The organism is Paenisporosarcina sp. P4_E4_2, from assembly GCF_056401595.1.
The window spans coordinates 1-14,056 of record NZ_JBFUJC010000043.1 but is presented as its reverse complement, the minus strand read 5'-3'; the positions used below and the strand labels follow the sequence as shown (position 1 = coordinate 14,056).

Sequence of the window (14,056 nt, the reverse complement as noted above, 5' to 3'; positions counted from 1 at the left end):
GTATCAGGGTACTAATAAGGATGGATACGGTCAGTATGCAGGCGAAGGTGCAATGATGTATGAAATAACGGCTGAAGAAGGAATCAAGCAAGTGGCCAACATGATTAAATCATCCAAGCAACAAAACGAAGATTGGGAGCAGCTCGTTCAACGGATGGTTTATGCTGGAGATACACTTTATACTATTTCAATGAAAGAAACGAAGAGTTATGATTTAAATACGTTTAAAGAGATTGGTGTAGTCACATATTAATAACAAGGCAGGCCACTAACGCGATTCGCTTAGTGGTCTGCTTTTTCGTTCGTATTCGCGTCAATTCCGATATGCTGGAATGTGGTGACATCGAATAATCCCGTATCAGTTAATTTAAGTGATGGAATGACTGGCAAACTTAGAAATGATAAGGTCAAAAATAAATGAAAATCGAGCTTCGGATGAATGGTATGGATTGCTTCATGCAAGTTTGCCAGTGATTGTACTGCTTCCTCGAGAGGAACTTTCGTCATCAATCCGGCTATAGGCAATGCAAGCGAAGCCATGATTTGACCATCATGGACAACGACCAATCCACCCTGCATATCCTGCAACGCCTGTACAGCCGCAATCATGTCTTCATCATTCGTACCCAGAACAATCGCATTGTGAGAATCGTGAGCAATGGTGGTCGCGACTGCTCCTTTTTTTAGGCCGAAGCCCTTCACAATGCCCAATCCAATGGTGTGTAATTGATGATGCCGTTCAATTACAGCCAGTTTCAATTGATCCCGTTCCATGTTTTGCACGAATGCGCCATCTATAATTTCAACTTTTTCAACCACTTTATTGGTAACAATCTGGTCTGGTATGATTTCCATAATATTCGCTTTGGCACCTTGCGGGAGCGGGATAGCCAAATCTTCGACCGTCAAAGTAGGCAAATGAACGGAATGGCGAATTCGAACGGTACAATCCGTTTGATTTTCAGTAGCGTTTATCATGCGGCCATGCTCCGCCACCTTGACTCCTTTCTTGAATACAGCAGCTACTTTGAAAAGTTCAAGATGATCGAGCAATAGAAAATCTGCTTCGAAGCCCGCTGCCAATGCTCCTTTTTGAGACAAACCATAACATTCCGCAGCATTCAGCGTGGCCAATTGAATCGCTTGAAGAGGTTCCATTCCAGCTTTAATGGAGAGACGTATAGCATGATCTATGCTGCCTTCGTCCACCAGTTCATCCAGGTGTTTGTCGTCTGTACAAAATAAAAATCTTCTTGCATTGTGAGGTGTTACCGCAGGAAGCAAATCATGTAGATTCTTCGCAGCAGAGCCTTCACGTATTAACACATACATGCCTTGGGTAATGCGGTCACGTGCTTCATCCGCTGTCACACATTCATGGTCTGTCTGAATGCCGGCTGCGCGATATCCTCGAATCTGTTCGCGTTGCAATCCCGCTCCATGCCCATCAATTCGAAGACCCGCTTCCTTGGTCATCAGGAGCTTTGAAAGCATGCCTTCGTCTCCGCGCAAAACCGCTGGATAATCCATTACTTCTGCAAGTCCGAGTACGGAAGGGTGGGAGAGAAGCGGTTGTAAATCTTCTGCTTCCAGTCTTGCACCTGCATGTTCAAAGGATGTGGAGGGTACACTCGAAGGGAGCATGACAAAAATATCCATTGGGCTTTTTTCTGCATCTTTCAGCATGAATTGGATGCCCTCAACTCCTGCAACATTTGCAATTTCATGTGGATCGGTCACAACAGTCGTTACGCCGTGGGGCAATAAAACATCACCAAAAGCAGATGGGGTGAGCATCGACGATTCAATATGGATATGTCCGTCAATCAAGCCGGGTACGACATAGCGTCCCCCTGCATCCATTTCTTCAATGGCTTCAAATGAGCGAGTAGAATCAATTGCGACAATAAAGCCATCCGAGACAACGATATCTGCGTTCGCCCAAACAAGTGAAAATACATCCGCTACACGCGCATTGCGCAAAATGAAATCAGCAGGCTGTTTTTGTTGGGATACCGCGATGATTTTTTTGAGTGTATCGATTGAACCTTGCATGAAATTTCCCCCTTTATGAAAAGAATTTACTTATAGGTATTGTACTGTCGTATATACGAAATGAATAGTTTATAGAACCGGAAAAGTGAATATGTAATGGATGGCTACTCACGTTTATATCATTGTACTCGGTATGAGCAATAGATTCATGTAAAGTACCAACAATATTTGTTTTTTACTGCACATTTCGTTAAGATTGTGCAAAGGTGATAAGTGAAAGGAGTGGGCACAGACGTGCTAAATGAGAAGAATGATTTGGCAATAGATTGTTGCCTGCTTGCGGGTCGACTAATGATTGAGAGTGGTGCGGAAACGTATCGGGTTGAAGATACAATGACCCGTATGGCGATTTCACAAGGTCTGATAGGGACCCAAAGCTTCGTCACACCAACAGGAATCATGTTTTCGCTTGGAAAAGATGGCTCGACACGGTTGATGACCATTCGGGACAGGGTGACAGATTTAGAGAAAATAGCACTTGTGAATCAAGTATCAAGAAAACTGGCCACCACTGAACTGACTATCGAAGAAGCATATGAAGAATTACAACGAGTTGCCAGTGCCAACTTAATGTTCCCTTTTCTATTACAGTTTATAGCAGCTGCAGTTGCGAGCGGGTGTTTTCTTATCCTGTTCGATGGTGTCGTGAAAGATGTTCCGGCAGCGACCATTGCAGGTGGAATGGGGTTCGTTGTGGTCACACTAATACATGAATTGACCCGTGTTAAGTTTTTCGCGGAATTCATTGCTGCCTCAATCGTTGGAACCCTGGCTTTTTTAGCGGTTCTGCTGCAAGTTGGGGAAGACTTGAACACTATCATTATCAGTGGTGTCATGCCATTGGTACCAGGATTGCTCATTACAAATGCAGTACGCGATCTTATGGCCGGGCATTTTGTTTCYGGGGTATCAAAAGGTGCAGAAGCATTGTTGACAGCATTCGCAATCGGTGCAGGCGTTGCACTCGTACTATCATTTTAGGAGGGGTGTCATGATTTGGATCGTAAAAGCGGTGTTAAGTTTTATTATCGCAATGTCATTTGCCATTATATTTAATGCCCCTAGAAAAAAACTAGTTGCAGCCGGCTTAGTAGGGATGTGCGGTTGGGTAATTTACAGTGGTTTTACAATGGTTTCAGGTGATGCAATTCAAGCATCCTTTGCAGGAGCTTTTATCGTAGCGCTGGCATCACATATTTTATCTAAACGTTTCCGTATGCCGATGATCATTTTCAGTGTACCGGGCATCATTTTACTCGTTCCCGGAGGACTTGCATACAATGCGATGCGCAACATTGTGGAAAATGACTATTTAACCGCCATCTCTTACGCTTCCAAAGCATTTATGACATCAGGTGCAATCGCAATGGGTTTGGTGTTTGCTGAAGTTTTGATGCAGTTGATATTTAGGTATTTAAGTAGAAAAAAGGCGGCTTCTCAGAATGTTTGAGAAACCGTCTTTTTTATGTCTGAGCAAGGTTTCAAGCTAAACAGGCACTTTGCGCATTTATTTTATAAATTTTCAATTTCGCCAGCAGATACAGGATGACTGATATAGAAACCTTGAATGGCGTCACAGCCGAGTTTTGTCAATAAATCCTGTTGTTCTTTTGTCTCAACACCTTCAGCCAAGACGCGTATCTCCATTGATTTTCCAAACTGAATCATGCCGTGTACTAGTTTTTGCAATTTCTCTTGTTTCGTAATGGACGCGATAAATGATTGATCGATTTTAAGTTCGGTAATCGGTAGCATCTGCATATAACGGAAAGACGCATAGCCTGTCCCGAAATCATCGAGAACAAACCTGATGCCCTCACTTTGAAGCTGATGCATTTGGCGAATGATGGATTGTTCCGATTCCGCTTCCAGTGCAAACTTCTCAGTAATCTCAATTTGCAGTAGATGAGCAGGACAGCCAAATTTCTCTAATGTCTGTCTAACTTGCTTTACCATGTTTTTATCACGGAATTCGCGAATGGAAGAGTTTACACTCACTTTCATCGGCTTGCCGTTTTTTGCCCAAAGTGCGGCTTGCTCGCATGCCTTCTCCAACATAAAGCTCCCAATATCATGAATCATGCCTGTCTCTTCTGCAACTGGAATGAGATCGTTCGGTGTAACGGTTCCAAGTACAGCGTCTTCCCAACGAACCAGTGCTTCCACTGCATCAATCTTGCCAGTCTTTAAATCAACTTGTGGTTGATACATAACAGTTAAATCTTTATGGTGCAACGCCTCAATCAAACGTTTTTCAATCATGGCCTTTCGGCTTAACGCGACATGATTGGCTTTTGAAAGGCTGACGATATTTCCTCCGCCTTCTTGCTTCACCTTATGGATGGTCGCACTAGACGCCCTCATCATATGTAAAAATGTTGATTGATCTTCTGGGTATCTCGTAATCCCGCCACTGATTGAAATCGGGATAGCTTTGTTGCGAATGTAAATCGGATGCTGCTTCAAGTAACTTAAGAAACCTTGAATAAACCAATCACTCAAAGGCGTCAACACTACAAATTCATCTTCACCCACGCGTGCGATATCACTATCCTGGAAATACATTTTCAGGCGTTTTGCAAATTCCAGTAATAGAGTGGTTTCAGACTCTTCATCGTGCATGTCTCTCAATGTGTAAAACTTATCGATATCTAAAAAGATGAAAGAAAAGTGACGTTCTTCTGCAATAAGTCCGGACACGATATTTTCAAGACGATGGCGATTCATTAATCCTGTCTCTGAATCCACATAAGCAATTTGCTCAAGATGCAATTGCAGGCGTTTTTTATCCGTGATATCTTTTTCCAAAATGGCAAAGTACATAGGCTCATCATTCGTCGCCAAAACAGGGATGGCCGTCATATCTACCCAATATGTTTCTCCATCTTTAGTCAGTTTTTCAACAGACCCTTGCCAAACGCGGTTGCTATTCAGGGTGTACCATATTGGGTTGACCGATTTCTCAGCTGACTCTTCGGGGAAAAGCTGCCAAAATGACTTACCAATAATACGTTTTGGCGTCCATTTACTTGTTTTCAAAAACAATGTATTTGCATATGTAATTAGCCCATCTGGGTCCAAATAAGTGAGCATAAAGGTTTCATCGATTCCCATTTTAAAGCTAGCTAATTCTTGTGTACTTGATGTTTGATCCATTGTTGGAACATTATTAACTTCAAATAAGAACATGACGCATTGTTCATTATCGATTGTCATTGAATTTAAAACAGCTGAAACATGAACAGCTTTGCCATGTTTTGAATGAATAATGAAATTTTCAAAACGAATTGGGTTCTCACTTTGAACCACTTGACCCCACGTTGATTTATGTATGGCTGAACGGTTTTCTTCGAAAAAAGGATAGAATTTTCCAACGATTTCGTCCGCAGTAAAACCAAATGTTCTCTCAGCTTCYCTACTCCACCAAAGTACCGTTGCGTCACTCGCAGTCAGTATCATCGGAAAAGGAACATGGTCCAATATACTGCTACCATTTTCCAATACTTGTTGCATACCTTTCATTTCGCAGGACTCCTTGTTTGTATACTAATAACTCCTATTATAGAGAAGTCTTGGCATCAAGTCATTAAAATAAATAATGTTTTATTCTGAAAAATAAAGGAAAATTCAAGGAGATTTATTGGAGGTGGAAATGAAATGTTCGCAAGTTTTTCATTGAATTCAACTTGAACAATAGTAAGATGAAAAGTAGACTTGTAGATAAAGAGGTGAGTAAATGAATCGCGCAAAAGGAATCGTCTTAATTATTACCGGAGCCATGTTATGGGGAGCGACGGGTCCATTGATGGAATGGATATTATCGAACTCAATGCTGACAGTTCCGTTTATGTTGACGATTCGGTTACTTGTTGCAGGAGTTGTTTTGCTCGCTTTTCTAAAATTAACAGGAAATCAATTAAGACCAATTTGGCGACAGCCATATTGGGTTAAGCGATTGATTATCTTCTCCATGTTCGGCATGCTAGGAGTTCAATATTCATTTGTAGCAGCAATTGAATCAAGCAATGCGGTAGTTGCGACGTTGCTTCAATTTTTAGCACCGATTTTTGTGGTTATATTTGTATCTTGGAGTATGAAGAAATGGCCACCGAAATATCAGTTGATTGGAATTGCCGGAACGTTGATCGGCTTATTCTTCTTATTGACGAATGGTTCATTCACCAAATTACTGTTAAGCCCGGAAGCGTTGGCATGGGGAGTCGCTGTCGGCCTGAGCTTTGCATTTTATACGTTATATCCCGGTTCTCTCATGAAAGAATGGGGTGTTTTGCTGGTGGTTGGTTGGTCGATGCTGATCGGCGGTCTGGTACTGGGAAGTATAAGTCGCGTGTGGCAATCCGACGAATGGGCTTTATTATTGGATTGGAAATTGTCCGTTCTTTTATTGACAGTCATCGTTATAGGCACAGTGGCTTTCATTTTATTTTTGAGCAGTATGAAATACATAAGTGCGATAGAGACCAGTATTTTATCAAGCATGGAGCCACTCACTGCTATGATTATCTCTGTTATTTGGCTGCAACAAGTGTTAGGGAAATGGCAGCTGATGGGGGCTCTCATCATGCTGATTTGTGTCACGTGGCTATCCATTGCGGGAGATCGGAACAAGAAATAAGTTTGCTAGAGTATCATCTATCCTTTTGGGGATAGGTGATTTTTTTTTTGCCCTTGGCCGAGTGTCAATTCGGGGTGATTCCAACTAAGCGACCGCTTACCCAAAAATCGTATCTAACAGAGAACATTTCATCACAATGAATGATACCTTTTACTCATTCATTGTGGCATAATAGTGAACAATCAGATAATTAATTCGTTTAACGAAGAAGTTTCAGGGGGGCATCTAGTGAAAACCGTATTTTCTTATGTCAGACCATATAAATGGCCAATTGCCATTGCGCTTTTCCTCATGCTAATCGAGCTTTCTGTCGAGCTTGTACAGCCACTCATTATAGCCAAAATAATAGATGATGGCATCATGCAAGGAGATCAGTCCGTTATTTGGACGTGGGGAGGAGTCATGATGCTCATGGCTTTCGTCGCTTTCTTGTCTGGCGCGACAAACTCTTTCTTTGCGTCGCATGCATCACAAAGTTTTGCTTTTGATGTCCGCAGTGCTTTATTCAAGCAAGTACAGCAGTTTACAGTTGCCACGTTTACGAAGTTCCCGACTGCCGGCTTAATCACGAGGCTTACAAGTGATGTCACCATGGTGCAAAACGTACTCTTTATGAGTTTGCGTATTATGTTGCGGGCGCCTTTACTCGTACTCGGCAGTGTCATTATGGCGTTTATCGTCAATGCCTACCTCGCGATGTTCCTTGTAATCGGGGCACCATTCCTACTGATTTTTCTCTATATTATGGTGAAAAAAGGGGTCAGTTTTTTTGCACTTGTGCAAGTTCGACTCGACCGTGTGAACCGTGTCCTACAGGAAAACCTCCAGGCAGTACGGTTGGTTAAAGCATATTTGCGCGGTACGTTCGAGTCTTCTCGTTTTGAAAAAGTGTCGAACCTCCTCAAAATGGATACAGTGAAGGCGCTTCGCATTATGGAAATCATTCTTCCACTTCTTCTACTCGTCATGAACATCAGTTTGCTGGCAGTTCTTTGGTTTGGTGCTCGTGAAATCCAATCGAACAATGCCCAAATTGGCGAGTTGGTCGCAATCGTCAACTACGCAATGCGTATGACGGGGGCTTTCTCGATGTTCGCCTTTATTATCATGGCATTTGCCCGTGCGAAAGCTTCTGCAGAACGTATGGAAGAAGTGTTACTGGTCAATGAAGGGCTGGAACGCGATGAAGAAACAGGTAAAATGCATGAAGCCCTTGAAGGTGAAATCAGTTTCAACAATGTGACGTTCAGCTACCCGAACTCTTCTGAACTAGTGCTGAACAATATTACATTTGATGTGAAATCTGGCGAGAAATTGGCCATCATGGGAGCTACCGGTGCCGGTAAATCAACTTTGATGCAACTCATCCCGCGCTTTTTTGAAGTAACCTCGGGTTCCWTTACAGTTGACGGGAAAGACGTTAACAAATGGCCGTTGGATCAATTACGACAAGCCATAGGGCTCGTTCCCCAGCAGTCACTGTTGTTTACGGGAAGTATTTATCAAAACTTGGCATGGGGCAAAGTCGAAGCATCAACAGAAGAATTGCAACAAGCTGCCAAGCAAGCGCAAATTCATTCTTCTGTTGAACAGTTCGCGAAAGGCTATGATACGCGTGTTGGTCAAAAAGGTGTAAATTTGTCTGGCGGTCAAAAACAAAGACTGTCCATCGCACGCGCGTTGGTCCGAAAGCCAGAAATTCTTCTGTTGGATGACAGCACCAGTGCGCTAGATGTGAAAACTGAAGCATTGCTATGGGAGGCATTGGATAAAGAAGAAGCAACCATGCTCGTCATTACGCAAAAAATCCGAACTGCAAAAGGCGCAGACCGTGTCCTTTTACTCGACAATGGACGGATTTCTGCTTATGGCTCTCATCAGGAACTGATCGAAACGTCCGAATTATACCGTCAAATTGCGGAGTCGCAACAAGAACAGGAGGTGGAAGCAAATGCGACAGATGTTAACTAAACCATTTGGCTACGAGCCGGTTCTGACGAAAGAAGATATTACCCCTGTCAAAAAGAAAAAAGGAGAACGGGCAGGGGACTGGCAAGGTGTATTGAAGCGAATTTGGCACCTCGTGGATGAACAACGTGCACTATTGATTACGGTTTTGTTGCTAGTCGTTGTCAGTTCCACTCTAGCTTTAGTTGGGCCTTATCTACTTGGGAAAATTATCGATGAGTATATCGTGCCGGGTCAATTTGCAGGTATGCAAAACATGATGATGTGGTTGATAGGTATTTATTTCTTCCTCTCGGTGTCGATGTTTTTCCAAAACTATTGGATGATCGGCGTTGCGCAGCAAACCATTTATCGGATGCGAACGAATCTCTTCTCACATTTTCAAAAGTTGCCTGTATCTTTCTTTGATAAACGTCAGCATGGTGAACTCATGAGCCGTGTGACGAACGACATTGAAAACGTCAGTGCCACTTTAAATAGTTCATTTATTCAAGTGTTCTCGAGTATTTTAACGCTAACCGGAACCGTCATTGTCATGCTGACGTTAAGTCCTTTACTGACATTGCTGACCATGACAATCATTCCGGTCATGTTTTTCTCCATGAGATGGATTACAAGACGAACAGGGATACTATTCAAACAGCAACAACAGGCGGTTGGGGATTTGAACGGCATGATTGAAGAAACAATCTCGGGTCAGCGAATCGTCAAAGCTTTCTCACAAGAGGAACGCGTCACTGATGAGTTCATTGTAAAAAGTGAACGCCTACGCCATACCGGATTTTGGGCTTTGACTTATTCAGGTTTCATCCCGAAAGTAATGAATATGTTGAACAATGCCAGCTTTGCCATCGTTGCAGGTGTTGGAGGCTTGCTTGCCCTGAACGGTCACGTATCGATTGGTACTATCGTAATTTTTTCTGAATATGCTCGTCAGTTTACCCGCCCCTTGAATGACCTGGCGAATCAATTTAATACCGTCCTTTCTGCAATTGCCGGAGCGGAGCGGGTATTCGCCATTATTGATGAACCGATTGAAAAAGATGAAGCCACGACTCAATTAGATACTGTGTTAAAAGGAAAAGTCGAGTTCGATCGTGTCTCCTTTAAATATGAACAATCGGATGCTGAACATACGATTCGTGATGTCAGTTTTATCCTGAATCCTGGAGAAACAGCCGCATTGGTCGGTGCAACAGGTGCAGGAAAAACGACCATCATGCAGCTACTGGCCCGTTTTTACGAAACGAATGATGGTCAAATACGGATTGATGATATCCCGATTGACCAATTGGCTCGCCAAACATTGCGCAGTCAAATTGCATTTGTCTTGCAAGATCCATTTTTATTCGAGGCTACAGTAAAAGATAACATTCGTTATGGCCGATTAAATGCAACGGATGAAGAATTGATAGAAGCTGCCAAACAAGCAAATGCACATGACTTCATCATTAAGTTACCAGAAGGATACAACACGGTCCTGACCGCAGATGGAGGGGAAATCAGTCAAGGCCAGAAACAATTGCTGTCAATTGCACGCGCTCTGGTAGCGGATCCCGTCATTTTGCTGTTGGATGAAGCAACTAGCAGCATCGATACAGTGACCGAAATGAAAATCCAGGAAGCTCTGGAACGATTGATGGAAGGCCGGACGAGTTTTGTTATCGCTCATCGATTGAATACCGTCAGAAAGGCAGACGTTGTCTATGTAATGGATCAAGGACAACTCGTTGAATCTGGAAGTCAACAAGAGCTCGTGACCCGAAAAGGGCTGTATTACAACATGTTGACGGAATCGCATATATAAAAACATTTCAATTTGGTCTCGTTGAATGGAATTATGTTTTGAAAGCATTGTAGTCACCTTAAGTAAGCATTTTTTTTAAAAAGGAACGGAATCCGAGCCACTCCCGCGGAAAAACGGATGGCGAAAGCCCCGCAGACCTTTAGGACGAGGAGATTGAGGCGTTCGTCCGCAGGAAAGGGCTCAGATTCCGAAATGATTCGTCTAAATTTTAGTTTAAATGAAAAAGACTGCAGATAAACTCAAAATTACTGAGTTTGTCTACAGTCTGAGCTGAGCCTCTAGTATTGAGGCTCAGCTTCTTTTAATTTCACTGGTTTAGCAACTTTGCGTTTTTTCGGCGAAAAACCGCCTAGGAACAATCTACCGTAAGGGACCAGTTTTTGAATGAGTATTGATGCAACAATCGGTACCAACAATCCAAATGCCGTGAATCCAATAATTCCGTAATTGAAGTAATCATTCAATACGATATCTGTGAAAATGTGGAGATACATAATGGCAATTGAGTGCTTTTCAATTTGTTGCAGCCACTTCAATGACATGTGGGAAGCAACCCATTGAAATACTCCGACAATAACCAGAGTCATGGAAATCGGAATGACTAAATCCAACACCACATGTTCATAGCGCAGGAACTTCATACTCAAGTGATAATCCATTACGCCGAACCAATCGAGCGAAATGGCGGACACCGTTCCGATAAGCCCTGTAATCAACCAAGGCTTCGTAACATTCATCCAAATATTCTTCATATAATATCCAAGTGCAAAATAGACAACCGCCATTAGTGCTACGTCGATATTCCAAATCATAGGAATGGTTTGAGAGGCTTTATCAGGCGCACCACCAATTACTTGCATCGCAAACAAACTTTCCATATGAGCGATTAAGTAGAAGACAGTTAAAATCACAATCTGTTTCGTACGATTGAAGTATTTTGTCATCCATAAGAAGAACAAATACGTAAAGAACAACGTTGTGACAAACCAGAAAACTCCGTAAGCACCACGAGCAAATCGTCCTCCAATTACAAGTGTCCAAATATCATTCAAATACCATGATAAATCCATGTTTCCTGAACCGATTTCCATTCCATAGCGAATGACTGTAATCGTTACAAGGAAAAACAAATATGGTACGATTAATTGCATAAAACGTTTATGAATGGCTTGTTTTGAAAGCCCTTTTTCCAGAACAGGTTTAAAAAACATCCCGCTTAAAATAAAGAAGGCAGGCATGTGGAACCAATATATATACTTCCCAAGAGGGAAATCAAGTTGACCTGGGTAATGGCCGATTACGACAAGAATCATTAAAAATCCTTTTGTAACGTCCACCCAGGATAATCGTTTCTTATCCATGATTTAACTCCTCCATAAATTCACACTTTCGCTATTATATAACCGATTGTGAGAGGAAATAAACAGTTGTTACCATAATGAAACACGTTAGTCACAACAATGAAAGAAAGGTGGAAATACTTGTGGACATTGCCATATTGACAGTTTCGTTCCCTTTAGATGTAGAAACATCGAGTGAAATACAGGGACTCCTGCGTGCAAGTGAAGAAATAGAAGGCACCAATTACGACCAAGTCTTAAATATTCCCGTCATGACGGATCCAGTAACTAAAGGCTTTGCAGTGCTTGCATATGCAGAAGACGATGTGGTCGGAGTTGTTTCGGCCATTGATATGATTGGCATTCACTCCTATGAATGGAGTGGACTGGTCCACCCGGAATATCGCAGACAAGGGCTCGGGCAGGCGTTGATAAAAGAATTGCAACATAATTTGGAAGTACGAGGCGCTGAAGGTGAGCTTGCATTGAATATGAAAGAATCCCAAGCCGGTGCAGCTTTTCTGCAACACTCAGGATATGAGTGGAACTTCACTGAAGCGACATTGAAAGCAGACGTGAATTCAGTAGCAGAAAATCCTGCGGTGGATGTCGAACCATTAACGGATGAAACTCAGGAACTTACACGTATTTTAATGAATGCATTTGGTGATACAGAAGACGAAGTACAAACACTGCTGGATTACAATGCATCCAATCCTTCACGACATGTTTTTGTAGCGAAGCAACATGGGCAAGTCGTCGGTACTTTAACACTTGTGGAAGATGGAAAAACTCTCTGGGTAACAGCGTTGGCTACAGATTCCGAAAGACAAGGTCAAGGCATCGGTTCCGCATTGTTGGCCTTTTCACAAGTAGAAGGAAAGCGAAGAAATTGTGAATCCGTTAAGCTCGATGTGGAAATTGACAACGACAAAGCATTATCGGTTTATAATAAAGCAGGTTTTAAACCAGTATTGCAAGTTGATTATTACGTGAAAAACCCCATTGCAAATTAAGTTGCAGTGGGGTTTTTCGGTTTTTAGTAACATTATTTTGAATAGAGTCCCTGCATTAATTAGCAGCCACAAAAGGTGGTAAAGGGTCTGCAAATGTGGACCAATCACTAGTCATTTCTTCATCTGTCAGCAAACAGGAATCCTGCAAGGGGAAAAGAAAAAACGTTTCTCCTGGGTAAGAGAAACGTCAGAATAGATTTCACGATTTAGTTGATGTAGCGGGCAATAAAAAATGTTCCCGATTTGGTCCGACTAAATGTAGCTCATGCATCGGACGGGTCATCGCGACATACAAAAGCTTGCGGTCGATTGCATGTTCGCGGAACGGGTTGTCAAACGCCACAACGATAACTGCATCGAATTCCAGCCCTTTTGCTAGATGGCTCGGCACAATGAGTAGCTTTTCCTGGTGTATATCCGAATGATCACTCAGCAACTGAATCTCAAGGAAATCATCAAGGTGCTTCGCAACAGCTTTTGCCTCTGTAGTCGTTTTGCAGATAAGAGCAATCGAACGATGACCACGACTTCGGACTTCGTCCATTAAAGTGACAATCCGATTGCCATCAATCATCTTCATCTCGTGGAACTGCGGATCGATGCCATGACGGACGACGGGTTCCACCAATGGTAAGTCTTCGTCCATCTGCATCAAAATACTATTTGCCATTTCCATGATTTCAATTGTCGTTCGATAGCTTTTTTGCAAAGTCGTGTAAGTGGCACGTGGGAATAATTCAATAATCGGTTCCCAGGAAGTGAGGGCCCGGTAACTATGAATGCCTTGAGCCAAATCTCCAACCATTGTAAACATATCCGTCTCCAAGCCTTCTTTGAGGGCGGCCAGTTGAAATACGCTGTAATCCTGGACCTCATCAATGAAGACGACACGCATTTTCCACTTGTCCGAAATGCCTTTAATCTTGGCGTGCATGTAATAAAGAGGTGCCAAGTCTTCTATTTCCCATGACTCCATCGAATGGCTTCGCAGAAACGAGTCTTTCTGTTCCGCTGTCCAAAGTGTGGCATGTTCGTTTATTAACTTTCCATTTGTGACAAACTCACGATACATATTTTTGATGTTGGCTTTTTTAAAACGTTTCATGTAAACATTGGCCGTGGTCTTGGATTCTTTTTCGATTAATGGAATTCGGCGATCGCGCTCATCGATGAATTTCGTCACTTCCGCTTTGCGTTTTGCAGCATCACGAACGACCAACGCTTTATCAAGGGC

The 14,056-nt window shown here is 42.6% G+C and carries 11 protein-coding genes; 7 read left to right on the top strand and 4 right to left on the bottom strand.

Annotation, left to right across the window (positions count from 1 at the left end):
- On the top strand, positions 1-253 hold a 253-nt coding region (locus tag AC1DSB_RS05575), incomplete at its 5' end, for a beta-propeller domain-containing protein (RefSeq protein ID WP_477586033.1).
- A gap of 29 nt (positions 254-282) precedes the next feature.
- Here the strand turns inward: AC1DSB_RS05575 and ade are convergent.
- Entirely contained in the window at positions 283-2,055 is a 1,773-nt protein-coding gene (gene ade / locus AC1DSB_RS05570; RefSeq protein WP_477530804.1) for an adenine deaminase, read from the bottom strand.
- A 234-nt stretch (positions 2,056-2,289) separates the two neighbouring features.
- Between ade and AC1DSB_RS05565 the strand changes: the two genes are divergently transcribed.
- Together AC1DSB_RS05565 and AC1DSB_RS05560 are read left to right on the top strand one after the other, a co-directional pair.
- Positions 2,290-3,036, top strand: a complete 747-nt coding sequence (locus AC1DSB_RS05565) for a threonine/serine exporter family protein (protein ID WP_016428378.1) — start codon at positions 2,290-2,292, stop codon at positions 3,034-3,036.
- 10 nt (positions 3,037-3,046) lie between these two features.
- A complete protein-coding gene (locus AC1DSB_RS05560) occupies positions 3,047-3,505 on the top strand; it encodes a threonine/serine exporter family protein (RefSeq protein ID WP_016428377.1) in 459 nt (152 codons plus the stop codon).
- A gap of 62 nt (positions 3,506-3,567) precedes the next feature.
- On the opposite strand, the gene AC1DSB_RS05555 is transcribed toward AC1DSB_RS05560, so the two are convergent.
- Positions 3,568-5,577 carry an EAL domain-containing protein gene (locus AC1DSB_RS05555; protein WP_477530805.1) on the bottom strand — a complete coding sequence of 670 codons (2,010 nt, stop codon included), beginning with the start codon at positions 5,575-5,577 and terminating at the stop codon, positions 3,568-3,570.
- Positions 5,578-5,791: 214 nt separating this feature from the next.
- On the opposite strand from AC1DSB_RS05555, the gene AC1DSB_RS05550 reads away from it, so the two are divergent.
- From AC1DSB_RS05550 to AC1DSB_RS05540, 3 genes are all read left to right on the top strand, one after another.
- Complete coding sequence (locus AC1DSB_RS05550) at positions 5,792-6,691, top strand: DMT family transporter (RefSeq protein WP_477530806.1); 900 nt, start codon at positions 5,792-5,794, stop codon at positions 6,689-6,691.
- 228 nt (positions 6,692-6,919) lie between these two features.
- Positions 6,920-8,662, top strand: a complete 1,743-nt coding sequence (locus AC1DSB_RS05545) for an ABC transporter ATP-binding protein (RefSeq protein ID WP_477586031.1) — start codon at positions 6,920-6,922, stop codon at positions 8,660-8,662.
- Positions 8,643-10,466, top strand: a complete 1,824-nt coding sequence (locus AC1DSB_RS05540) for an ABC transporter ATP-binding protein (RefSeq protein WP_477530808.1) — start codon at positions 8,643-8,645, stop codon at positions 10,464-10,466. Before AC1DSB_RS05545 ends, AC1DSB_RS05540 begins: the two co-directional genes overlap by 20 nt.
- 278 nt (positions 10,467-10,744) lie before the next feature.
- On the opposite strand, the gene AC1DSB_RS05535 is transcribed toward AC1DSB_RS05540, so the two are convergent.
- Entirely contained in the window at positions 10,745-11,827 is a 1,083-nt protein-coding gene (locus tag AC1DSB_RS05535; RefSeq protein ID WP_016428372.1) for an acyltransferase family protein, read from the bottom strand.
- Between the two features lie 122 nt (positions 11,828-11,949).
- Between AC1DSB_RS05535 and AC1DSB_RS05530 the strand changes: the two genes are divergently transcribed.
- Positions 11,950-12,822: a GNAT family N-acetyltransferase gene (locus AC1DSB_RS05530; protein ID WP_477530809.1), complete on the top strand. Its 873-nt coding sequence runs from the start codon at positions 11,950-11,952 to the stop codon at positions 12,820-12,822.
- A 199-nt stretch (positions 12,823-13,021) separates the two neighbouring features.
- Here the strand turns inward: AC1DSB_RS05530 and AC1DSB_RS05525 are convergent.
- Positions 13,022-14,056: 3'-5' exonuclease (locus AC1DSB_RS05525; RefSeq protein WP_477586029.1), on the bottom strand; the 1,035-nt coding region annotated here is incomplete at its 5' end.